Source organism: Nostoc sp., from assembly GCF_041747015.1.
Lineage (GTDB): Bacteria > Cyanobacteriota > Cyanobacteriia > Cyanobacteriales > Nostocaceae > Nostoc.
This window is the reverse complement of the sequence record NZ_JBGTFY010000015.1, coordinates 1-24,750: the sequence shown is the minus strand read 5'-3', so window position 1 is coordinate 24,750 and position 24,750 is coordinate 1. Positions and strand designations below refer to the sequence as shown.

18 protein-coding genes and 3 pseudogenes are annotated in these 24,750 nt (G+C 42.7%); 16 read left to right on the top strand and 5 right to left on the bottom strand.

Going from position 1 to position 24,750, the window contains the following annotated elements; translation table 11 throughout:
* Window positions 1-225: 225 nt before the first annotated feature.
* Entirely contained in the window at window positions 226-1,278 is a 1,053-nt protein-coding gene (locus ACEW80_RS01170; RefSeq protein ID WP_373524838.1) for a F510_1955 family glycosylhydrolase, read from the top strand.
* 50 nt (window positions 1,279-1,328) lie between these two features.
* Here the strand turns inward: ACEW80_RS01170 and ACEW80_RS01165 are convergent, their stop codons facing one another.
* Window positions 1,329-3,314, bottom strand: coding sequence for a heavy metal translocating P-type ATPase (locus ACEW80_RS01165; RefSeq protein ID WP_373524837.1), 1,986 nt, complete (start codon window positions 3,312-3,314; stop codon window positions 1,329-1,331).
* Window positions 3,315-3,445: 131 nt separating this feature from the next.
* Here ACEW80_RS01165 and ACEW80_RS01160 point away from each other — a divergent pair, with 131 nt between their 5' ends.
* The 13 genes and pseudogenes from ACEW80_RS01160 (at window position 3,446) to ACEW80_RS01100 (ending at window position 17,459) form a co-directional block, all read left to right on the top strand.
* Window positions 3,446-3,838, top strand: coding sequence for an ArsR/SmtB family transcription factor (locus tag ACEW80_RS01160; RefSeq protein ID WP_373524836.1), 393 nt, complete (start codon window positions 3,446-3,448; stop codon window positions 3,836-3,838).
* Between the two features lie 862 nt (window positions 3,839-4,700).
* A complete protein-coding gene (locus ACEW80_RS01155) occupies window positions 4,701-6,392 on the top strand; it encodes an efflux RND transporter periplasmic adaptor subunit (RefSeq protein WP_373524858.1) in 1,692 nt (563 codons plus the stop codon).
* 278 nt (window positions 6,393-6,670) lie between these two features.
* On the top strand, window positions 6,671-9,790 hold the full coding sequence (locus ACEW80_RS01150; protein WP_373524835.1) for an efflux RND transporter permease subunit: 3,120 nt from the start codon (window positions 6,671-6,673) through the stop codon (window positions 9,788-9,790).
* A gap of 196 nt (window positions 9,791-9,986) precedes the next feature.
* The gene (locus ACEW80_RS01145) at window positions 9,987-10,520 is read left to right on the top strand and encodes a hypothetical protein (protein ID WP_373524834.1); all 534 of its coding nucleotides are present in this window, start codon (window positions 9,987-9,989) and stop codon (window positions 10,518-10,520) included.
* A 54-nt stretch (window positions 10,521-10,574) separates the two neighbouring features.
* A complete protein-coding gene (locus ACEW80_RS01140) occupies window positions 10,575-10,907 on the top strand; it encodes a DUF190 domain-containing protein (RefSeq protein WP_373524833.1) in 333 nt (110 codons plus the stop codon).
* A 9-nt stretch (window positions 10,908-10,916) separates the two neighbouring features.
* Window positions 10,917-11,831 carry a cation diffusion facilitator family transporter gene (locus ACEW80_RS01135; RefSeq protein WP_373524832.1) on the top strand — a complete coding sequence of 305 codons (915 nt, stop codon included), beginning with the start codon at window positions 10,917-10,919 and terminating at the stop codon, window positions 11,829-11,831.
* A gap of 103 nt (window positions 11,832-11,934) precedes the next feature.
* Window positions 11,935-12,295 (top strand): annotated as a pseudogene (locus tag ACEW80_RS01130) (hypothetical protein); the annotation flags it as partial.
* 302 nt (window positions 12,296-12,597) lie between these two features.
* Window positions 12,598-13,413, top strand: a complete 816-nt coding sequence (locus ACEW80_RS01125) for a CemA family protein (protein WP_373524831.1) — start codon at window positions 12,598-12,600, stop codon at window positions 13,411-13,413.
* A gap of 125 nt (window positions 13,414-13,538) precedes the next feature.
* Window positions 13,539-14,015 carry a DUF2808 domain-containing protein gene (locus ACEW80_RS01120; protein WP_373524830.1) on the top strand — a complete coding sequence of 159 codons (477 nt, stop codon included), beginning with the start codon at window positions 13,539-13,541 and terminating at the stop codon, window positions 14,013-14,015.
* A 445-nt stretch (window positions 14,016-14,460) separates the two neighbouring features.
* Window positions 14,461-14,985: a DUF2808 domain-containing protein gene (locus tag ACEW80_RS01115; RefSeq protein ID WP_373524829.1), complete on the top strand. Its 525-nt coding sequence runs from the start codon at window positions 14,461-14,463 to the stop codon at window positions 14,983-14,985.
* 31 nt (window positions 14,986-15,016) lie between these two features.
* Window positions 15,017-15,754 carry a two-component system response regulator RppA gene (gene rppA, locus ACEW80_RS01110; RefSeq protein ID WP_373524828.1) on the top strand — a complete coding sequence of 246 codons (738 nt, stop codon included), beginning with the start codon at window positions 15,017-15,019 and terminating at the stop codon, window positions 15,752-15,754.
* Window positions 15,732-17,129 (top strand): two-component system sensor histidine kinase RppB, encoded by a 1,398-nt coding sequence (gene rppB / locus ACEW80_RS01105; protein ID WP_373524827.1) that lies wholly within the window; start codon window positions 15,732-15,734, stop codon window positions 17,127-17,129. Before rppA ends, rppB begins: the two co-directional genes overlap by 23 nt.
* Before the next feature lie 174 nt (window positions 17,130-17,303).
* Window positions 17,304-17,459 (top strand): hypothetical protein, encoded by a 156-nt coding sequence (locus ACEW80_RS01100; RefSeq protein WP_373524861.1) that lies wholly within the window; start codon window positions 17,304-17,306, stop codon window positions 17,457-17,459.
* A 127-nt stretch (window positions 17,460-17,586) separates the two neighbouring features.
* Here the strand turns inward: ACEW80_RS01100 and ACEW80_RS01095 are convergent, their stop codons facing one another.
* From ACEW80_RS01095 to ACEW80_RS01085, 3 genes and pseudogenes are all read right to left on the bottom strand, one after another.
* Entirely contained in the window at window positions 17,587-18,075 is a 489-nt protein-coding gene (locus ACEW80_RS01095) for a hypothetical protein (RefSeq protein WP_373524826.1), read from the bottom strand.
* Between the two features lie 110 nt (window positions 18,076-18,185).
* A pseudogene (locus tag ACEW80_RS01090) lies at window positions 18,186-20,411 on the bottom strand (efflux RND transporter permease subunit).
* Window positions 20,412-20,797: 386 nt separating this feature from the next.
* The gene (locus ACEW80_RS01085) at window positions 20,798-21,910 is read right to left on the bottom strand and encodes a precorrin-8X methylmutase (protein ID WP_373524825.1); all 1,113 of its coding nucleotides are present in this window, start codon (window positions 21,908-21,910) and stop codon (window positions 20,798-20,800) included.
* An 83-nt stretch (window positions 21,911-21,993) separates the two neighbouring features.
* Here ACEW80_RS01085 and ACEW80_RS01080 point away from each other — a divergent pair, with 83 nt between their 5' ends.
* Window positions 21,994-23,922, top strand: coding sequence for a heavy metal translocating P-type ATPase (locus ACEW80_RS01080; protein ID WP_373524824.1), 1,929 nt, complete (start codon window positions 21,994-21,996; stop codon window positions 23,920-23,922).
* Window positions 23,923-24,102: 180 nt separating this feature from the next.
* Here the strand turns inward: ACEW80_RS01080 and ACEW80_RS01075 are convergent, their stop codons facing one another.
* Window positions 24,103-24,504 (bottom strand): hypothetical protein, encoded by a 402-nt coding sequence (locus tag ACEW80_RS01075; protein ID WP_373524823.1) that lies wholly within the window; start codon window positions 24,502-24,504, stop codon window positions 24,103-24,105.
* 140 nt (window positions 24,505-24,644) lie between these two features.
* Between ACEW80_RS01075 and ACEW80_RS01070 the strand changes: the two are divergent.
* Window positions 24,645-24,750: pseudogene (locus tag ACEW80_RS01070) on the top strand (IS1 family transposase); the annotation flags it as partial.

The window sequence follows — 24,750 nt, the reverse complement described above, 5'->3', positions numbered from 1 at the left end:
TGTTAGAAAAAACTAGGAGTCCTTAGAAAAGTCTCGCCGAAAAAGACTAATGAATTAATTGCTAAGGAAGCCATCTTATGGTTTAGCTAAGGAACTTAAGGTAAACCAGGATAACTATCGAACTCGTTCCTTTTATCCAAAAGCTCAAATCGCGCTTACTTTTGCATTTCATCATAAGTCAACAGCTTTACTACAGCAGAAAACTTACTCAGGAGGAACACAATTATGAGTCAGCCTGACTCAAAAGACCACAACATGATGAAATGGATGGCAATTGCTATGGTGGCTTGCTGCGCCGTGCCCATAGCATTTTCGCTCTTCTTAGGCGGAGGTTTGGGGGTGTGGTTCGGTCGTTCTATCCAGCCACCTACTAGCAATCAGTCAACCAACCAGCGACTCTCCGCCAACCAATCAACCAATCAGCCTCAACCAAAGGCTGTAAATGTATCCTTAGAGAAAGCGGTCAATTGGCAAGCAAATAATCACGTTCATGGTTTGACCGTGAATCGAAATAATCCCAATATTATTTATGTTGCAAGTCATAATGGACTTTTGCAACGTTCTGAAACTGGGGAATGGTTTTGGATGGGAAAAGAGCGAGCTGATTATATGGGCTTTACTGCCGATCCAACTGACAGCGATCGCTTTTATTCCAGTGGACATCCGCACACAGGAGGTAATCTAGGATTCCAGATCAGTGAGAATCAAGGGCAAGATTGGAAACAGATTTCCATGCCTGGAGTAGATTTTCATGCAATAGCGATCGCACCGAGTAACCCCAACGTTTTTTATGGATGGCCCGCTTCTGGGGCGCAAGGGCTGCATACTTCTACTAATGCTGGCAAAACTTGGATTAAACCCCGCATGAAGGGATTAGGCGATGCTCCTTTTGACCTTGCAGTTGACCCGCAAAGCCCTGAACATTTGTTTGCAACTACCCGTTCGGGAATGTACAAAAGCATCAACAGTGGTGATGACTGGATGCTAGTACCTAATACACGGGAAGCTCCTGTCGCCAGTCTAGCTCTGCAAAAAGAGGGTAACACCACTGTAATGTATGGCTATCGCTTTCTCAAGTCAGCACCCGGTGTCTATCGCAGCAGTGATGGTGGTAAAACGTGGGAGAAACTTTGGACTGAAACTAATGGTGTAGTCGTAAAATTAGCGATCGCCCCTAGTAATCCCCAAATATTTTATACGGTAAATGATAACAATGCTGTCTTTCAATCCCAAGATAGCGGCAAGACATGGAAAGAACTTGCGAAAGCACGGTTGTAGTTGCCAGTTCCATGTTCATGTCCCTGATGCTTGTGGTTGTGTACCATTGTTTAATCCTTAACAGTCTTGGTTCTAAATAGCCGCATTCCATTTGCAGTAACTAACAAGGAAGTCCCTGTATCTGCTAAAACGGCTACAGCTAACCCAACAAACCCGAAGGTTCCCAACAGCAGAAATAAACCTTTTGTCACTAAGGAAAAGACAACATTCTGTTTAATTACAGATACAGTGCGACGGCTTAATTCTACTGCATAAGCAAGTCGTCTGAGGTCACTTCCCACAATCACGACATCTGCTGTCTCCAGAGCAATATCTATTCCACCAACTGCAAAACTGATATCCGCAGCAGCAAGTGCAGGAGCATCGTTAATACCATCTCCAACCATACCCACTACTCCGACTCGACGCATCTGTTGAATTTCTTCGAGTTTATCTTCTGGTAGCAGTTCTGCTCGGTACTCTGTAATTCCAACTTGCTGGGCAATCTGTTTAGCAACAGCAGTGCGATCGCCTGTCAACATCACTAACTGCTTTAATCCAACCCGCCTCAACTGTCGCAGGGCTTCTGTGGCTTCCAAGCGGATGCCATCGGAAAGTGCGATCGCTCCCAATAACCCTTCATTTGTCCCTACCAGCACCGGAATTTGACCGAGTTGTTCAATTTCAGCTAACAAAGATTCAGCTTCACCAGATAAGCGAATACCTTGGTCTGAAAACAACCGTTGATTACCTACAAAGTACAACAGCTCCCTCAAGTTCGCCTGAATTCCTTTCCCAGGTAGTGCCGTGAAGTTTATAGGTGTTTCTAACTCCATGCCTTGTTCATGAGCCTTGGCTACGATTGCCTTGGAGAGCGGATGTTCTGACTGTTGTTCAAGTGAAGCTGCAATCTGTAACACCATGTTTGCACTCACCTTGCCAAAGTCATAAACCTTCTGCACAACGGGCAGCCCTTGTGTAATCGTGCCAGTTTTATCAAAAGCAAGGGTAGTCAGGTGTCCAGCTGTCTCCAGCGCATTACCTCCTTTAAACAAAACTCCCTGGCGGGTTGCAGCACCAATAGCGCTGACAAGTGAAACCGGGGTGGAAATCACCAAGGCACAAGGGCAGGCAATTACCAGCATTACTAGTGCCCGGTAAACCAAAACGTTAAAAGGTTGAGCAAAAGCCAAAGGCGGAATCAGGGCAATGGCGATCGCAATCAAAATTACAATCGGTGTGTAGACCTCTGCGAACCGATCCACCCACTGCTGCGTGGGAGCGCGGCTTCCTTGAGCTTGTTCCACCAGATGAATAATTTTGGCAACGGTGGTATCGTCTGCTGTGTGGGTAACTTTTACTGACAAAAAACCTGTCTGATTCATTGTCCCGGCATAGACGGTATCGCCTATTTCTTTATCTACTGGGACTGATTCTCCTGTAATTGGAGACTGATCAATGGAACTGTTACCAGAAATAACTACGCCATCCAACGCCACGCGCCCTCCTGGTCGAATCGTCAAAATTTCGCCTAAGCGCACACTCTCTACTGGAATTGTCACCTCCTGATTTCCCCGCTTCACAGTAGCAGTAAGTGGAGTCAAATCCATCAGGGCGCGAATTGCATTGCGGGTTCGACCAAAAGTGAAAACTTGCAAGGTTGTACCTAAAGAAAACAGAAAGACGACTAGTGCCCCTTCAAACCAGTCCCCTAAAATCACTGCACCGACAACTGAAATTGTCATTAACAGATTCATACCAACCTCAATTGTCTTGGCACAGCTTCCACAGTCCATCCCACCAACCTGTACTTGTAAGGTTTTGGTAAGAGCCACATCAACGCTATAGCCCAAAGCAGTAATGGAATTTACGATTTCAGCTTCACTCAAGACATCTAAGTTGTAGGAAACCTTTACCCGTCCTGTGGCAAAACTCACCGAAGTTTCTGTCACACCACTTAACTGCTGCAAGCTGGCTTCAATTGTCTTAGCACAGCTTCCGCAGTCCATGCCACTAACCTGGAAGCCTTGAGTTTTAAAGGAGGGTATTTGAGTCATGACAACCTACAAAAAAGGCTAAAAAGCTAATTGCTAGTATTATAGCTAAACAGTTGAACAGTTATTCAATTGTACAAATATTATTATTTTATGTATACTGAGATTGATAACCATTGCCTAAATTACACACCATGAACACGCCCAAGCGAAAGCAGGACTTGAACTTACTTCAAAGTTTTGATGCACCAACCTGTGATACCCATCTGGTACATCTAGATAATGTACGCTCAACTCAGGCACAAATCTTGTCTACAGACAAGGCAAAACAGATGGCAGAAGTCTTTGGAATACTTGCAGATCCAAATCGTCTGCGGCTGATATCAGCTTTGGCTGACCAAGAGTTGTGTGTTTGTGATTTAGCTGCGTTGATAAAAATGACGGAATCAGCTGTTTCTCACCAATTGCGATTATTAAAAGCGATGCGTTTAGTTAGTTATCGTCGAGAAGGCAAAAATGTCTATTACAGCTTGGCTGATAGTCACGTCATCAATTTATATCGCTCTTTAGTAGAAAATTTAAATTAATCAAATGTTTAAGTTTTTACTGATCTGGTTATCAAGTCTGCTTGAAGTTTCAAAATACTTTAAGTAATAGAAATTTGGACTAACTTTACGATAATACTTTAAAATATAGATAATTTCTCTTTCAATAAATAGTCTGAAATTACTAGTTATTTCATTGAGTGAAATTAGTCAGAATTCATTAATAATATAAATATAAGTTAAACAGAATCATAGTAAATCATGTACACTTTAGAATTGCGAGATAGCTTTTTGATCCACTTGTGAGCCGATATTGGGAGTAACAGCTTATCCATAGTAAAAAAATCAGGGCTTTTATTTATTCTCCAATTTAATGAGTTTGGGATCGATAGTGTCAGTAACTTCGTTGGTGTAGCAAGGATGAATTTTTTTTTCCTTCTGCGTTATTTTTAATATAGTTCTAATGGCTTAAGCTTGGTAGCGATCGCTTACTTAATTACTTAGAAAGCTATGGGTAATTTAATTTGTACGCTAGCTAATGGTACTCAGGGCATATAAATATTGTAGATATTTATGGTGATTTTGTAAAAATGCCTACAGTCATCCAAAAATATGTATGGGTTATATATACTCTGTGTATTTTGTGTTTATTGAAAAAGTGTAATATTCAAAACCTGAATATAGCCTAAATATAATAGTTGTTCTTAATAGCGATCGCCACTAAAAATTTCACCCAAATTTCATATCAATATGAAACACTGGAAAAAGAGTAATAGTCAAATTCCTTAAGCTACTCACAAAAGCAATGTAACTAGCTAAAGAAAGCGGTAGTCCAAATTTGCACATCAAATGCCTACATCCAAATGCGATTCTGCTTTCTCACTACATTAGGACACAACAAGTGATGGGAATCTCTAATTTGTTTCAATATTCTGCTCCACTGCGTTATGTTTCGTTGACAATGTTGAGTTTATTACTACTAAATACTCCTACTACTGTTTTGGCTGGTGGTGGTCATGACCACACTGGCGGAAGTTCATTTCAGGGTGGTGGAAGCGAAGCAACGGGTTCTGTCGCAGTTGATGCAGAAACCGCAAAACTGCTAGAAGTTAAGGTCGAACCAGTGCAACGCCAACGATTAGCTGTCGGCATTAAAACTACTGGACAGATTGAAACCTTACCTAGCCAGAAAGTTGAAGTCACCACCCCAATTCAAGGGGTAAAAGTTCTTGAACTGTTGGTGGAACCAGGTGCATTAGTAAAGAAAGGCCAACCTGTCGCCGTTATAACTAGTCCTGATTTAGTAGAACTGCGGGTTAACTCTCAGGAAAAACTGGCACAAGGACAGTCTGATTTACAGCAGGCTCAAGCTGACTTGAGGCTGGCTCAACAAAACTACGATCGCTATCAGCAAATAGCCGCAGCAGAAATTGCCCAAGCCCAAAGTCAAGTCGCATTTGCTCAAGAAAAGTATGAGAAAGATCAAGTGTTAGCCACTGAAGGTGCTTTGGCACGTCGCAACGCCCTAGAATCTCAAACCCAGCTAGCAGAAGCTAAAGCTAAACTGACCACAGCTAATAGCCACCGCGATGTCATTGCGGCTGAAAATCAGCTAAAGCGCGCTCAAGCAGCAGTTAGCCTAGCAAAGTCAAATATTAATCGCAGCAGTGCTATTTATGAAACTCGCCTTTCTCAACTAGGAAACCGCGCTAATGCTAAGGGGCTAATAACAGTAACGGCTCCGATTTCCGGCAAGGTTGCTGACAGGGAAGTTACGATCGGCCAATCTTTTCAGGATGCGGGTGGCAAGTTAATGACGATTGTGAATGATAGTCGGGTTTTTGCCACAGCGAATATCTATGAAAAAGATTTAGATAAAGTCAGGACAGGTCAACAGGTAAGGATGAAGGTTGCTAGCGTACCTAATCAATCCTTTACAGGAAGGATTACACGGATTGGCTCAGTGGTGGAAGGAGAAACGCGAGTAGTACCAGTACAAGCCGAAGTCAATAATACCAGAGGGCAGCTCAAACCCGGAATGTTTGCCGAACTTGAAGTTGTCACAGACCAAACATCTACAGCAACTTTGGCAATTCCCAATTCTGCCGTAGTGGATGCAAATAGTAAAAAATTGGTCTATGTCCAAAACGGCAATGCCTTCCAATCTGTTGAAGTTGAGTTAGGACAAATCTCTGGGGATTTAATTGAGATTAAAAGTGGTTTATTCGAGGGAGATTCAGTAGTTACTCAGCGTGCGCCACAACTTTATGCACAGTCGTTACGGGGTGATACCAAGAAAAAAGCAGACGAAGACACGCAAACTCCTGTACAAACAACAGAAGTTAAAACGCCTAGCTTACCAGTACCCTGGTGGATTGGAGCAGGGGGAGGAGCAGCCATTGCTATTGTGGCTTTCATGGGAGGTAGCTTCTGGTCTGGTCGTCGCACGACGCGATCGCCTTTAATAGCAGTGGGCAATTCCGGCTACGAGTATGAAACTGAGATTTATACCGATAACCATAAGCAACCTATCTTGTCTCAACCAGCCAAGCTGATTGAGAATGAAGAACGTGAAAATCCTCATTCACCAAACTAAGTACAGTTTTGCCTAAGTTCGTAACAAATAAACTCGAACAAACTTTGCGTTTCTGGGCGCTCAACCCGTCCCCACCGTTCTCCCTTTGGGAGAAGTTCAGAGACGCTCGCAGACTCCTTCGCGCTACACTAACGGCGGTTTCCGCCGCTCAGACTTCTCTCTGCGTTTCAATTTAAACTCTCAATTGGTCACGAATTTACGAAATTGTGTACTAGGAGATTTTAGATTGACAATTTTAGAGGGGGTTTAGGGCTGAAAAATCCTATGTAAGTCAAAAAATGCTTGATTATATTGTTAAATGGTCTATTGCCCAACGCTGGCTAATAGTTATTGCTTCCATCCTCATATCTGTTTGGGGTTTTCTCGTCCTTACGCAAATGCCACTGGATGTATTTCCCAACTTTGCTCCCCCGCAAGTGGAAATTATGACAGAAGCCCCAGGACTTGCAGCAGAGGAAGTTGAATCCCTAGTCACCCGACCAATAGAAAGTGCGATCAACGGTATCCCAGGACTAGAAGCATTGCGTTCTTCCTCGGCTGTAGGTCTTTCGGCTGTGAGAGCGACTTTTAGCTCGGATACAGAGATTTATCGCGCTCGTCAATTGGTGACAGAACGGTTGCAACAAGCACGCAGTCAACTACCGCAAGGTGTAGAAGATCCAGAGGTTCTTCCCGTCAGTTCACCTTTAGGATGGACTGTCAAATACGCCTTTACCTCCGAAACCACTCCATTAATGGAGGTATGGCGGATTGTCAACTGGCAAGTGAAGAACCGCCTGCTGGCTGTCCCTGGTGTAAGTAATATTGTCATATTTGGTGGGGATGAGCGTCAGTATCAAGTGTTGGTTAACCCTGATAAGCTGAAAGCGTTTAATGTTTCCCTTGATGATGTCACTAAAGCAGCACAAGCAGCCAACGCCAATGCACCAGGGGGATTTTTAATTACTCCTGACCAAGAGACATTGGTGCGAGGGGTAGGGCGGATTGAATCTATCGAGCAGTTGAAAAAATCAGTAATTAAAGCCAAAAATGGCACGCCAGTACTGTTGGAACAAGTGGCGGATGTCCAAATCGGTGCAGCACTCAAACGCGGCGATGGCAGTTTTGCGGGTAAAAAAGCGGTAATTTTGACAGTCAACAAACAGCCAGCAGCAGATACGCCAAAAGTAACAAAGGCAGTTGAAAAAGCAATAGAGGAAATTCAAGTCGGTCTGCCTAAAGATGTCAAAATTACAACTACTTTCCGTCAGGAAGATTTTATCGAAACCTCGCTCAAAAACGTCGAAGAAGCTTTGCGTGATGGTACTATCATTGTTTCCATCATCCTGATTCTGTTTTTGATGAATTGGCGCACGGTAATCATTAGTTTGAGCGCCTTACCCGTGTCCATATTATTAGGAATGATGATTCTGAACTGGACAGGACAAGGCATTAACACCATGACTTTGGGCGGACTCGTGGTGGCTATTGGATCAGTGGTGGACGATGCCATTGTAGATGTGGAAAACGTCTACCGCCGCTTGCGGGAAAACCAACTAGCAGGTAATCCTGTTACACCCCTGCAAGTTGTCTTTAATGGTTCAGTTGAGGTGCGGGTTAGCGTCCTCTTCGCCACAATTATTATTGTAGTTGTCTTCGCACCGATTTTTGCCCTCTCTGGTGTGGAAGGTAGAATTTTTGCACCAATGGGTTTAGCCTATCTGCTGTCAGTTGCTGCTTCCACCCTAGTAGCGCTGACATTAACCCCAGCAATGTCGGCCCTGTTGCTAACGAATACAAGATTACCGAGTACAGAAACTTGGTTGGAAAAACAAACCCATAAACTTTACCGTCCAGCTTTGAAATTTTCTATGCGCCGCCCTAAAATAATTTTGGGAATGGCGATCGCTGGCTTTGTGGCTTCATTGGTAATTATGCAGGGTTTAGGGCAAGTTTTTTTACCAGAATTCCAAGACCGATCTTTGGTGATCGCCGCAGTTTTAATGCCTGGTCAATCTCTGAATGCAACCAATCAAGTAGGGATAGCGATCGAAAAAGCCCTGAAAAAAAATCCTGGGGTTGAAACGGCTCAATTGCGCTCTGGACGAGCTGTGGGGGATACTGAGGTAGCTGGTGTAAACGCGGCGGAAATAGATGTCCAACTCAGCGAGGAGGGAGCAAAAGACCGAGAAGAAACAATTGAAACGATTCGTAAAGAATTTGAAAAAATTCCCGGAGTTGTTCCCAATATTGGTGGGTTCATTTCGCACCGGATGGATGAGGTACTCTCAGGTGTACGAAGTGCGATCGCTGTGAAAATTTTTGGCCCCGATTTGGAACAACTCCGTAAGCTTGGTGAACAAGTACAATCAGCTATGGGCCAGGTTTCGGGTCTAGTAGATTTGCAACTAGAACCGCAAGTACCAATTAAACAGGTACAAATTCAATTCGACCGCGATGCAGCAGCCCGCTATGGTTTAACTATTGGCGAATTGTCAGAGGTAGTAGAAACTGCACTGAATGGGCGAGTCGTTTCCCAAGTATTAGAGCAACAACAAACCTTTGATATGGTGGTTTGGTTGCAAGAAAAATACCGTAACAATATTGAAATTATCGGTAATTTGCTAGTTGATACACCCAACGGACAAAAAATTCCCTTAGCCCAAGTCGCAAAAATCAACTATGGTACAGGTCCCAATACCATCAACCGCGAAAACGTCTCCCGCTATATTGTCGTATCCAGCAACGTGGCTGGACGAGATTTAGGTTCTGTAATTAAGAATATTCGGGAGAGAGTTAAGCAACAGGTGCAATTACCCGCTGGATATTTTATTGAATACGGTGGTCAATTTGAAGCGCAAGAGGGAGCAACGAAAACTTTACTTGCGGCTGGGGGATTGGCGTTTGTGGCGATCGCACTTATCCTTTACTTTGCTGTTAAATCAATTCCTGCAACCATCATGATTTTAATTAATTTGCCTTTGGCATTAATTGGTGGTGTGATTTCCATTGCCTTGACAAGTGGCATCATTTCCGTAGCTTCAATGGTAGGATTTATTACTCTATTTGGTGTAGCAGCACGTAACGGACTTTTGTTGGTTGAGAACTACAATGCCAGATTGGCAGAAGGACAACCTTTACCGCAGGTTTTGATGGAAGGTTCGATGGAACGTTTAGTTGCTATTTTGATGACAGCATTGGCTTCAGCATTGGGTATGGTACCACTGGTAATTGGTAGTGGTGCAGGCAAAGAAATTCTTCAGCCACTAGCGGTTGTAGTATTAGGTGGATTGTTTACCTCTACTGCTTTAACTCTGTTAGTACTTCCAGCTTCTTATGTGCAGTTTAGGAGATTTTTGGTGCCAAGAAAGGCTGAACCAATTATTCAGCCAGAAATTGGACGAGAAGCCAGAGCCTAGTACCGCCGTGAAGTCAAAAGTCAAAAGTGAGCCAGTGCGGTGGACGGGTTCCCCGGCATAAAGCAACTGGCGAACTCGCAAGAGTCAAAAGTCAAAATGAATACAGCGTAAGATTTTCAGGAATTTTTAATGGTTAGTTGACGGCTACCCTAATGCACTAGTTTTTAATTCACAAAACATTAAGGAGTTTGAATTAATGAAATTTCTGAAGACCAGTTTAGTAATTGTTAGCAGTGTCGGATTAATTTTTTTGGGTGCTTGTGGTGCAGGGAATCAAGCTGCTAACTCGGAAAGTGCCACCAAGACTGCAACTACAGAAACATCTGCCAAAACTGAACCCGTTTCTAAAACTGGGGAAGCGCATAATGAAAACGACGGTCATGCTCATGATGAAAAAGATGGTCACTCCAATAGTGGAGAGAAGCGTAGCAGTCAAGTTGTAAATTCGGGCAAATATCATTTAGAGTTCAACCCAGATATAGAAAAAGATTCTACTCATTTAGATATAAATGTACACGGCGAGCAGGACAAAGCAATTACTGATGCCAAGCTCACGGCTCAAGTTCAGCTACCAGATGGCAGTAACAAAACCCTACAAGTTCCTTATAATACCGAGGAAAAGCAATATACAGCAAAGCTGCCTGCAACTGCAACGGGAGAGTATAAAGTTGTTATTCAAACGGATGTAAAAGGCGAAAAATTTAATGGTCGCTTTACTTTTAAACGATAATACGAGCAAATAAATAATTAGCGATAATAGCGATACCAGTATAGGAAAAGCTAGATGACAACATGGAAACAATTAACAATTTATGTTAGCGAGTTTGATTGTTGGGAGCATCAACCCCTTCATCAAGTTCTGCTTGGAATGGCTCGCAGACAAGGATTAACCGGAGTAACAGTGGTGCGGGCAATTTCTGGATATGGCAAACATGGCGTTTTTCGTACTCTAAATCAGCTAGACTCGTCTACTGAGTCATCTGCACTACCGCTTCTCATTACGGTTATTGATAGTGAAACTGCAATAACCGAATTTTTTTCCTTGGTCAAACATATGCTTAAAGACAAGTTTGTGACTTGTCAAACCATAGAAGTTCTCTCCATTAGTAGGGTGTGAAAAACAGTCATGTCTCATAATCATAGTCACGGACACGACCACGGTGGCAGTAATTACAACCGTGCCTTTGTTATCAGTGTTACCCTCAATACTGCTTTTGTCATCATCGAAGCAATTTATGGCATTGTTGGTAACTCCCTTGCCTTACTTGCCGATGCCGGTCACAATTTGAGTGATGTTTTAGGTTTACTACTTGCTTGGGGAGCAAGCATTCTCGCCCGTCGTCGCCCGACATCACGTCGCACTTACGGGCTGCGTCGTTCTTCAATTTTGGCTGCGCTTTTAAACGCCACCTTTCTCCTAGTTGTTTCTGGCGGTATTGGCTGGGAAGCAATTCAACGGTTTCGTGAACCTGCTCCGGTAGCAGGGGGAACGGTAATTATAGTAGCAGCTATAGGAATTGTCATTAACACAGTAAGTGCCTTGATGTTCTTGTCGGGGCGCAAGGGTGATTTGAATATTAGAGGTGCATTCCTACATCTAGTTGCAGACGCAGTGGTATCTGTAGGGGTTGTTTTGGCTGGTATTGCAATTATTGCTACAGGTTGGCTGTGGTTTGACCCAGCGGTGAGTTTAATTATTACTGTGGTGATTGTAGCTGGCACTTGGGGACTTTTGCAGGAATCCTTGAATTTGATTACAGATGCTGTACCAGCAGGAATAGAACCCTTGGCTGTCCGTACTTATCTAACCGAACTCCCTGGCGTGGCTCAAGTTCACGACTTACATATTTGGGCAATGAGTACCACAGAAACAGCACTCACTGTTCACCTTGTCATCCCAGCAGGTTATCCCGGTAATACTTTTTTAGCACGGGTAGTCCGTGAGCTTCACGACAATTTCAGCATTGAACACCCAACTATTCAGGTGGAGACAGGCGATCCGAGTTACCAATGTCCTTTTGCTCCTGACAACCTAGTTTAAGTCAATTGTTAGATATCACTCTTTGGAACAAGCAGACGGCAAAGATTTCTACGTCGCTCTTTGCGATCGCCAAATAATGAGCAGTTGGCGGTAGCGTTCCACAATTGATCTGAACCCAACTAAGACTTTTGATAATACTAAAGCTAATCTGACTTTCTCCCAACCTACTCTAAAAGCAGGTCAAGAAGTCACAGTGATGTTTGATTTAAAACAGACTTATAATAACCAACCAGTCAAAGATTTACAGCCTTATTTGGGAGAAAGTGGATATTTAGTCATCCTCAAACAGTCATCACTGTTAATAGAAACCGACTACATCCATGCTCATGCTTTGAAAAATACTCCACCTGGACAAATTCATTTTATAACTAATTTTACTCAACCAGACAAATATAAACTTTGTGGACAGTTCAATCGTAATGGCAAAATTGTCACTTGCTGATTTCTGGGTTAACGTACAATAGTCATGCTGAAATTTCATCTTTATTTCATTTTTATGCCGTTAGACTAACGTATAGCTATCTAAACTTGTCCTTTAATAATTATCTTTAGACTTTTGGTCATGCAATAACTAGTTATGACCAAAAGTTTGATTTTTTATTATTGAATATTTAGTATTCGATGAGTTATTTCATCCTAATTTCATCCTGATTATATATAGTAGCTTTTAGGAGCTTATCCCTTGGCTTTGTTCCAACTATTCTCAGGCTTTTTAGTTCAGCCACAACGGTAATGCTAATAGCCTGACTTTATCGAACAAATGAGAATGAAACCTAATCCAAAATCTCAAAAACTTAGCTTTGTTCCTCGGTCGATAATACAAACTCTAGAAAAGCTAAAACAAGCACTAGAGCCAAATGCGGAGCATAAGGTTGTTGAAGAGTTTCGCGCTTCTCGTCAGAGAACAATTAGTTCTCTCCGTTATTTGTTAATTCTATTTATTGTTCCATTATTAGTGGATAATCTGTTTAAAACATTTGTAATCCAACCTTTGATTTATAAATACTGGAGCCAAGAACCATCAGAAATTTTCTTAAATTCTTCTCAGGAAGAAAGAGCCTTAACTGAATTGAAAAGATTTGAGCGGAAAATTCAATTTGAAGTACTGCTGGGAAAAACTCCAGAACTTTCTTCAAATATTGTAGAACAGAAGGTCAAAGATAAGGCTATTGCATTATCCCAAAAATACAAAACTGAAAGTATTGATGCAGTTGCTAATATCTTTGCTGATATACTTTCATTATTGTCATTTATTATATTATGTGTCTTTGGTAAGCAGCAGCTTACCACTATTCAATTTTTTAGTGCCGACTTAATGTATGGCTTAAGCGATTCCGCGAAAGCTTTTTTCATTATTCTCGTTACTGATATCTTTGTCGGTTATCACTCTACCTATGGTTGGGAAATAATTTTAGAAAATACCTCAAAGCATTTTGGTCTTCCAGAAAATAAAAGTCTGATTTTACTATTTATTGCTACTGTCCCAGTTGTCATGGATACAATTTTCAAATATTGGATTTTTCGCTACGTCAACCGCAGTTCTCCTTCAGCTGTGGCTACCTACCATAGCATGAATGAATAGTTTTAGTTAAACAGTCAAAATTTCATCCAAATTTCATAGTCTTCTGTCATACTGATCAAGTAGTAGTTTATGCACTTTTAAAAAATGTAATCTTATTAACATATTCTATTGGTTTGACAGCTAAGATGAAAAAAATAATTTACGCGACAGTAGCATTTACTGCGGCTACCTCAGCTTTAATTTCTGCTGGGTATGCAATTGCCAAAACAGACTATGACGTAGATCCCAATGTGGATAATAATCTCCAATTTTCACCTAATAGTTGGCAACTTGTTAAACATACTTTCCGAATAAACATTCCTCAGAATGGTAAAAGTATTTCCCAGATAATAATTGATACTCCATCTACTGTAGCTGTAAGCAATGATATTGATGTGTTGGATAATCAAGGTGAAAAAATCAAGATCAATGTTTCTGTAAATGGTAGGAAAATCATAATATTTTTTCCTGAACCAGTTGTTGCTACAACTAAAATTAATATTACTCTTAATAGAGTATTACAACAAACTTTCAGTTCCACTTCTATTTATAGCATTTCGGTTAAAGTTATTGGTAGTGACGTAGAGATTCCTGTAGGGATAGCTCAGTTCCCTACACATTAATTCTGATTATAGTCTTGAGTTTATCTCTATAATCAATTTCCTTCTTTGATCCAGAAAGAATGCATAGTAAAAAAATAACAAAACGTTACTTTAATTAACTTAAGCATCTTTAGCTTAATAGTGTTGAAAATGTCAATAAATTTTATATTTATTTTAAATATAAAATTTATAGTTTTTAGTTATTATCTCAATTTTATTTCTGGCTACCAAACTAATTAATAACTAAGAGATTTTTTGAGTTATTTATTAAGCGAGGAAGCTAATGAATAAACTAATCTATTTTGCTGTATTTACCCTTATTTCGCAGCTTTAATTACTGATACTTAGGCAATCAGTCTCAACGATTACAATATTAATTATCTTGGTAATGACTAAAATTTCATCCAAATTTCATCTCACTTTGTTAACCTTTTAATAGGTAGCTTCATTACCGAAAATAATTCTGATGATTGATGAAAGTAGTAAAGTAATTATAGGAGTGATTATGAATAAAATACTAACATATACTACTATTTTCGCCTTGACTATGGCAGTTTTGGTTCCAGCTACTTATGCAAATCCTACACCACAATCTAGTAACTTTCCTCACGTTATTAGCTTAGTGGAATCTCCTGAGGGTATTCGCCACTGGAGAATTCTTAGACATACTTTAAAAATAGAAGTTCCCCAACAAAGCAAGGCTATTTCTCAGCTAATTATCGAAGCTCCAGCTAACATTGTTCTCAGAGACAATATTGATACGTCCGATCAATCCGGTAAAAAAATCGCTGCAAAAGTTTCTATTCAAGGCAAAAAAGCTACATTAGAGTTTACCGAATCAGTCGCCCCTGGAACTGTCATAATTGTAGAAATGAATAATGTTAAAAAAACAGCAGTGACCAGTGGTAATAAGTTCTACAAAATATCTGCCATTCTCGCTGGTATGAATGCAGAGTTACCAATTGGTGTCGCTCAATTGCGTGTAATTTAATGAACAAATTACTAAAATACATCTACTGATTATGAAAGTTTTGCTAGTTGAAGATGAGCCGGATCTGGGTGCATCAATTCAGCGAAAGTTGAGTAAAGAAAGATATATTGTTGACTGGGTTTTGGATGGAAATGAAGCCTGGATTTATCTAGAACATGATTGGACTCAATATACACTGGCAATTTTTGATTGGTTGTTACCGGGAATGTCAGGTTTAGAACTGTGCAAGCGTTTACGGCTTCGGGGCAATACTTTGCCTGTGCTGATGCTAACCGCTAAAGATAGCATGGCAGATAAGGTAGCTGGACTAGATGCAGGGGCTGATGACTATCTGATAAAGCCGTTTGGCATGGCAGAACTACTGGCACGGTTGCGGGCTTTGCAAAGGCGAGCTTCCTTTGGAGGTGCAACGCTTACGCCCCAGTTCCAGCCTTTACAATTGCAAGTTGGTGGACTTATACTAGACTGCGGTAATTGTACAGTTTCGCGGCAGTATCCTAATGGTGAAAATAAGGTAATTTATTTAACAAAAAAAGAATTTCAATTATTAGAATACTTGATGAAACGTCCCAATACAGTTATTACTCGCGACCAAATTTTGAATCATCTGTATGCATTTAGTGCAGAACGCGTTAGTAATGTAGTAGCAGCTCAAATCCGACTTTTGCGACGCAAATTATCGGAATATGGTTGTGATGGGTTAATCGAAACTATCCCTAGTATGGGCTATCGTTTCAATCCTGGCAATGCAGATTCGACTATTTCGTAAGACTCGCTGGCAATTGGCTACCTGGTATGCGGTAGTTATGGCTCTGATTCTATCCTTATGCGGTTTCGTGATTTATGAGGTAATCATTGATGCTTATGTGGTTTCTATCAACAGGGAACTAGAATCGGTAACAAGTACACTACATGATGTAATTGAACCGACTTTGAAACAGCCTGGTCTTACAGAGCCAGTTTTCCAGCAGGTTTTACCAAATATTTGTTTAGACCCATCCAGTTGTCCTACCCAAAAGATCCTGAGCCACAGTCAAAGCACCCGTGATGAACACGGTATTTTTAGTCCTGTATATAAAGATAAGCAATATTACATCCGTTTTGTCGATGGTTCAGGACAGTTAATTGCAGTGGCAGGTTTCCAACCTGATGAATTGCCACCGACTGTGCAAACTCAAGTGTGGCAAACAGTCAAAGACTTACAAGGCAATCGTTACAGTCAAAAGTCTCTACTGCTGCACACTCAAGATAATCAGCTTTGGGGCTATATTCAGGTAGGGCGCAATCTAAATGACCTTGATAGTCGTCTGACTGCTTTGAAATTAATTTTGGCGTTGGGATTGCCGATTACGGTATTGTTAGTTGGTGGTTCTAGTTGGTGGCTGGCAGGGTTAGCAATGCGACCAATTGACAGGTCGTATAAACAAATGCAACAGTTTACGTCTGATGCCTCTCATGAGTTGCGTACTCCTCTAGCAGCGATTAATGCAACGGTAGAGACTTTATTTGATATGGAGTATCTGCCGGAGGAGGCGCGAGATATTTTGACATCTATTCAACGTCAGAATCATCGACTAGCTGAACTAGTTCAGGATATGCTGTTACTGTCTCGATTGGAACAGCAAACGCTAGCGACAGAAAAAATACATTGCTGTCTGAATATTTTGATTAATGATCTGATAGAAGAATTTTCAGCGCTAGCGGCTGCGGCTTCTTTGCAGCTAACATCTTTGGTTTTATGCCAAGAGCCTTTATACGTAATGGGAGATGAAGACCAACTGTTACGTGTACTTTCTAATCTAATTGCCAATGCTATTCAATGCACCCCTGCTGGCGGTTATGTAACTATCATCCTCAAGCGCAGCAACGCTGATGCAGTGATTGAAGTTCAAGATACAGGTATTGGCATTGCATCGCACGAGCAAAAGCGGATTTTTGACCGTTTTTATCGAGTGAATAGCGATCGCTCGCGTCGTACTGGTGGATCTGGATTGGGATTGGCGATCGCGACTGCAATTGTTCAGGCTCATGGAGGTAGTATACAGGTGCAAAGCCAAGTCGGTAAAGGTAGCACCTTCATCGTTCACTTGCCCTTGACTGGAGAACCGAAGCAACTGACCTATCTATCAACAGATGAGAATTGAATACCCTCCTAAAGGATATAAATGAAATCACTAAAAAAGTTAAGTTTAACAACTTGTCTTTTGAGGTAGGCTGTGGCTTCACCTATCAAGTATTAATCAAACTCTAGCACCATCTCCTTCATCTAAAGAATTAGCTCAGTCAGAAAAAACTGCAACTAGTACGAATAAACAAGAGTGGAATATTCCGGCGATCGCAAAAGCGCTATTACCGATTTACAGCAAGCTGCAATTCTGTTTCAACAAGAAGGAGATACCCAGAGATATCAGCAAACACAAACTCTCTTTCAGCAGATTCAGCAGTCAGCAATATTCAGGCTCGAAATTAGGTAAAAATCATTTTTAATCAGCTTATTTTCAGGGTGGGCAAGCAAGGCTTACCCTGAAATTTAGGCTAACTTAATGAATGACTATCAATATGAGCCATAACTGCCCTGCAAGCGATGCCTAAATACTCGGATTACTGATTAAAACTAAACCTACCGTTGACTTTTTCTGTGCCAACATTCGCGGTAACTTTCACTTGATATTGACCCGCCGTAACTCCTTCCAACTTGGTAGCGTAGTGTTTACCATCAGCATCGTATGTTAGGGGAACTGTTTTTTGCTTTCCATCTGGTGACTGAATATCAGCAGTCACTTTCGCATTTGGAACTGCTTCGTGTTTGTCACCTGTTTGCAAATATAAATCTAAGTGAGTCGTGCTACCTTCTTTCTCAGGCACAAACTCTAAGTGATATTTTCCTGCTTCAACGACTTGAGCATTTTTACCACCCGAGCCACCATGAGCAGATTTTTCAGAGTTGGCTGTGGTTCCTGTATTCGTTGCGGTTTCTGGAGTAGCCACAGAAGGATTGCTACTGGACTCAGAAGCTTGATTACCACAAGCTCCCAAAAAAAGTAATCCTATACTGGCGAAAACAACAAAGCCTAATTTGAATGATTGCATTGATTTACTCCTCATTGATTATTAGAAAAATTTCGCTAAATCCCATACGTAGTGCATGAATATCTCTACATTCCCAGGTGGACATCTGGGAAGAATTAATAAATTAAGTGTCATACAACTGAACCTTGAGTAACATCGATTTCTTGTACTTGTGTAGTCTTTTTGGGAACCAAAAATTTCCCAAATAGCGAATACAAAGCCGGCAAAACTAAGAGTGTTAAAGCAGTGGAAGTAACCAAGCCACCTAACACTACCACAGCCAAAGGTTGCAAAATTTCTTTACCTGCACCAGAACCAATTACTAGGGGAACCATACCTAGTGCTGACGAAAGTGCTGTAATAAGAATTGCAACTAATCGTTCCATCGAACCATCAACAATCACTTGTTTGAGTGGTATTCCCTCTGCTAGGCGATTGTTATAGTTATCTACTAACAGCAATCCGTTGCGAGTAGCTACACCAAATAGAGTGATAAAACCAACCATTGAAGCAACGGAAATAATACCACCACCCAAGGCGACTGAGATTACACCACCAATTAATGCTAATGGCAAGTTAATCATAATCATTGCTGTGGCAGGAATAGACTTGACGGCAAAGTAAATCAGCACAGAAATTGCTGCTAACGCAACCGCACCTGCAATTATCAATGTCTGTGTTGCTTGTTCTTGTGCCTAATGCCGGGAATACCACTCATGGCGGATTGTACCTGTTTACCAATAATGCGGAGTTGTTCGAGTTCGGGGCCGTAGATTTTGACAGCGATCGCACTTCTCACACCAGAGAGAATATCATCGATTCGGTGGGAGATAAATCCACCAATATTAGTCGCCACACCAGGAAGTTTTTCAAACTCTTTGCGGAGTACTTCAACAGTCTTCTCCCGATTTTTCGCTCCTTCTTCGCTAATCTGCACATCCAACTCGCCAAAGTTGACCCCTGCTACTTCCGGATCTCCTTGAGCAAATCCAGAGCGAAACGCAATGGCATCGAAGCGGCGATCGTTTTTGAGGGCATCCATCACTGCCAAAGCTGCTTGGTTAGTTGCATTCAGGGATTCCCCAGGTAGAAGAACTATTGAATTGACCAAAGAGCGGTCTTGAAACTCTGGCAGGAAGACTTTGCCTAACCCAGGCAGAATAATTATGGAAGCTACAAAGCCCGCAAGCGCAACTCCCAAAATCACCTGGGGACGGCGAATCGAAAACTTCAACGCTGGACGATAAAATTGATGTACTTTGCGCTCTAGCCAAGTCTCCGTACTCGGTAAAGGTTGATTTGCTAGTAATAAAGCACATAGTGCTGGTGTTAATGTCAGTGCAACTAAGGTAGAAGCGAGAATCGATAGCAAATATGCCATTCCCATCGGGGTAAAAATGCGACCTTCCACCCCAGACAAGACAAAAATCGGTGCAAAGACTACTGCAATAAGCTGCTTCTACAGCTTTGACTACAGTGGGTGTATCTGCGGCAGGCTGCTTAGATACAGTTAAAATTACTGCTCGTTTGCCCTGAAATAGTCCATCTCCTCGTCTTAGTCCTGGGCCAATTTTGACCTCTGCTATTTGTTCAAGTAATATGGGTGTTCCTTTAGCAGCTTTGATAACCGAACGCTTGAGTTGATTAATTGACTCTATTCGCCCAATTCCCCGAATTAATGTTTCTTGGTCAGGAGTAATCAAAAATCCTCCCGGCACATTGACGTTAGCATTCTGTACTGCTTGAGTGACTTCTGGCAGGGAGACATTATAAGCTTTGAGCTTGTCTGGATCTACCAAGACTTGATATTGCCGCTCATCACCACCATAAAGAAATACGTTACTCACCCCTGGTACAGCCAGCAAGCGATTTTTTACATCCCAGTTGACAATGCGCCACACCTCCATCATGTCAGTGCTTTCAGCGCTAAAAGCATATTTGACAGCCCATCCCAAAGGCGAACTAACAGGCAGAATTTCCGGCTGTTCGACTCCTTGTGGCAGTTTCACCCCTTGCAATCGCTCTGTTACCAGTTGACGGGCGCGGTAAATATCGGTGTCCCAGCTAAAAACAGTTTTAATAGCAGAAATGCCAATAGCAGATGAAGACCGCAGAGATTCTAATCCAGGTGTGCCATTAATCGCACTTTCAATTGGGCGAGTTACCAAAGACTCGATTTCTTCTGGTGCTAAACCGGAAGCTTCGACTTGAATTTCGACTTGCGGCGGAGCAAAAGCAGGAAATACGTCAAGGGGCATTTGCGTGATGACGCGCAATCCCCACAGACTGATTAATATCGAGGCAATAACGATTAGCCATCTTTGCGCGATCGACCATTTGACAATGGTATTGAGCATTTTTGAGACCCCTCAAGGGTTTTTTGCTTGACGATACAGTGAATCGATCTAGGATAATCTGTAGTTTTGACAGTTTGGCACTATATCTAATGTCTCAAATGAAGATGAAATCAGGATGAAATCAAGGTTGAATATTTGTGATTCAACAGAATAAGGCGATGCCTTCTCTGCGAGACGCTACGCGAATGGCGGGCTACGCCTACGCACACTAACTCACATAGCTCAAAAATTATCGGGTCAGTAATTTGGTAAAAAACACTAATTTCTTGTGACTGACGAGTGACTATAGCTGCTTGCATCAATACTTTCAGATGCTTGTAAACATTTGCCTGTCCCAGTCTGGTTTCTTGGATGATTTCTGTTGTTCATACTAAATTTTTCTAATACTACGGACGAGTGAGATAGCAGTGGCAATCTGGCTTTTCAATCAATGTTTCAACCAATGCGTTTAACGTCATCGCTGCTAAAAGTCCACCACCGAGACTGCCTTGAATCGTAATGTAAGGAATTTGTGTTTCCATTAATCGTCGCTTTGCTGCTGGGGCATGACTAAATCCGATCGGCATTCCAATTACAAAAGCTGGTTGAATTTGCTGCTGCTCAATCAACTGACAGGCACTCAGGAGTACCGAAGGGGCGTATCCAATCACGAGTACACACCCCTTTGGAATTTGTTGTAGTCGTTTCTGCCAGAGGTGATGATCCCAAAATGCCTGTTCTGCCTCACTTGCCCCTGTGATGTGAGGATCATCAATCAGTGCTTCAACGGAACATCCTAAATGAGCCAACCGCGTGTGATCGAGCGTGGCAGCTACGGCTGGCACATCTGTCACTACCGAACACCCGAATTTGAGAGCATCCCATGCAGCAGCGATCGCATCTCGACTCAATCGAACGAAATTGACTAAGCTGACATCTCCGCACGCCAGCACGAGTTGATGCAACAGATGTACCGTGATTTCAGAATAGTGAGATAAATCGGGGAGCAGCCGCTGCAAAGATTCTTGAAACGCTTCGGGGTGCGTGGTTGTCTCCGCATCTAGGTTTATCCAAAGTTGATCTAGCTTACCTAACCCCTCCTGGGTATCAACTTCCAATTGCTTTAGTTGTGCCAGAGCTTCGGCTTGCGTGATCTGACAATCACGATCTTGCCCCAGCAATCCCTCCAATGCGGATGCGGTTTGGCGCAACCGGGTAATCTGCTGAATAACGGAACGATATTGCTGCTGCAATTGAGCCATCAAAGTCGGATCAATCGTTTCCTCTGAATGGCTGTCTAATAGCTGGCGAATATGGGACAACTGAAACCCTTGTTGTTTCAGTGCTATTATCCGTTGCAGCCGTTGTACATCTTGCTGGGTATAAAGGCGGTAGTTGCCTTCTGAGCGTTGTACGGGTGGTAGCAACCCTAGCGTATGATAGTGCCGCACCATCCGAGGGGTAACGCCACCCCCAACCGTATCCGTCAGTTCTTTTATGGTCAGATGTTCAGTCTTCATGCTCTCAGCTTACTCGAAACATTGACATTAACACTAATGTCAATGTGTAAGGTGGAAGGATATCAATTTGGACGTTTTCAGAAATGGTTTCTACTTCCCCTTTCCGCCTTCGCTTTCCCAACCTCCCGAAGGAACACCCCGATGCAGTCGCGGCGATCTCTTGTGCGGTTCTGGTTTTCCTGGGCTGGCAAACGCTTAACTTTGGCTGGATTGGAGCCGCCCTCTTCATTCTGACCACTGCTTACGTGATTGGTGGGTTTGAGAGTGCGCGTGAAGGCTTGACAACCCTATTTAAAGAAAAAGAACTCGATGTAGACTTGCTGATGATTGTGGCAGCCTTGGGAGCCGCAGGTCTGGGGCTATGGCGGCGGGAATATTACATGATTGTGGATGGTGCTATCCTCATCCTGATTTTTGCGATTAGTGGCGCACTTGAAGGATATGCCATGCAGCGAACGGAGCGGAGTATTCAGGGGTTGATGAGTTTAACCACCGATACAGCGCAAGTGATGCGGAACGGGCAGGAACGAACTATACCGATTTCCGAGCTAAGGATAGGCGATCAAGTCTTGGTTAAACCGGGAGAATTAGTGCCGACCGATGGTTTGGTGATGGAAGGATTCAGTACGTTGAACCAGGCTTCAATCACAGGAGAATCGATTCCTGTAGAGAAAACCGTTGGTGATGAAGTTTTTGCAGGCACGATCAATGGCAGTGGTGCGCTGCGGCTCAAGATTCATCAACCGCCCGAAAGTAGCTTGATTCAGCGAGTCATCCGTCTCGTCCAGCAAGCTCAAAACGAAGCACCACCCTCGCAGCAATTTATCGAACGATTTGAGCGAGGCTATGCGAAGGTTATTGTCATTGCAGGTATCTTGCTAGGAACTTTGCCTCCTTTCCTATTGGGCTGGAACTGGGAAGATACGATTTATCGAGCCTTAATTTTTCTTGTTGTTGCGTCGCCCTGCGCGCTGATGGCATCTATTATGCCAACTCTGCTATCGGGGATTGCCAATGGGGCGCGGCATGGAATCTTGTTCAAGAATGGGGCGCAATTGGAACGGATCGGGCAAGTGAGGGCGATCGCTTTTGATAAAACCGGAACGCTGACGACTGGCAAGCTTCAAGTAGTTGATGTCCTGTCAACTCAGCAATCCACCGACCGATTACTTGAAGTAGCGGCGGCATTAGAGAGTTTGTCTGAGCATCCCATTGGTGAAGCGATCGTGCAGTCTGCTCGTCAACAGAATCTGACCTGGGTGGAAGCAGTCAACGGTCAAGCACAAGCCGGGCGAGGAATTACTGGAAAAATTGATCATCAGATAGCAGTGGTTGGAAAAGCTACTTTTGTCCAGGCACAAGCGAAGCCTGTTTCAAGAGCATTGACTGAGCAAAGCCAGCAGTGGGAAGCAGAAGGAAACACGGTGGTATGGGTTGCTTATGCGGGTGAGGTTTTAGGTATCATTGCCGTTGCCGATACCGTGCGACCTGCGGCAGCGCAAGCGATCGCCCGATTGAAACGTTTGGGAATTGAACAGATTGTCATGCTGACAGGGGATAACTCGCGCACTGCTCACAGCATTGCTCAACAGCTTGGGGTAGACCAAGTTTACGCAGAACTCTTGCCAGAAGATAAAGTCGGTGTAATTCGACAGTTGCAAAAGCAATACCAGACTGTAGCAATGGTTGGGGATGGTATCAATGATGCACCTGCCTTAGCCCAGGCATCGGTCGGAATTGCGATGGGAGCCGCAGGCAGCGATGTTGCTCTGGAAACCGCAGACATTGTGCTAATGGCAGATCGCTTGGAGCGATTAGAACACGCGATTCGTCTGGGTCGTCGCGCTCAAGGCATTGTCAAGCAAAATATCGTGTTTTCCCTCAGTTTTGTGGTGGTTTTGCTAATTCTAAACTTTACTGGCAACATCACACTTCCATTTGGAGTTTTGGGGCATGAAGGCTCTACGGTTGTAGTGACGTTGAGCGGATTGCGATTACTAAAAAGTTCATGAGTTCAGGATGTAGGGGGTAAAGATGAAGAGAGTGAAACTTCCATAAAATTGTTCGGCTGCGATTGCCCAGCCTGCTTAAATTCTTTGCGTCAGATGCGGGGTTTACCTGGTTTGGCAGGCTAGTACATTGAAAGGGACAGCAGTGCTTAAATTTTAATCTTTTTGGCTTTGAGTTTTTGTTTAAGCACCGTTAAAAGAAGAATGTGTCGGTAAAGATAGTGAGCAGGGCAGCAACTGAGGCAATTTTAGTAACAAATTGGCAGGAGCTTCTTTGTCAGTAAACATACTAAGTACAAGCGCTGTGAGGGCAAACACACAAATGCCATTTAAGGCATCCGCCCAAGAGATCCGGAGATAGGGATGATCAACATTTAGATGTATCGTTGACCGATTAAATTCGATACTCCAATTCCAGAGAATAGATGCGACTGCTGTTGTAATGGCAGTCGCAATTTGTGTTATTTTAGTTGTTTTAATTTTGAGTACCTTTAACAGCCCGACAACAATTAGCCCGTTTAGCACAGACCAAAAGAAAATGTAAGGGGTGAGATAGAAGACGGGGATTGTTAAAAACGTAATCATGGATTATGAGTCACATCTGCGGAATGTGGGATTAAAGCTTGCATCCCCCCGCTTCAGAGTAGCACCCGTTTGCACCTTTGCCACGTCTTGCAGCAAAATCGGGCGTTGCATAATAGAGGGATGAATTGAGGTAACCTACTGTGCAATGTCCATACTGTGAGTCTACGGAGATTAGAAAAAATGGTAAGCGAAGAGGTAAACAAAATCACATTTGTGTCAGATGTGGTCGTCAATTTATAGATGTAT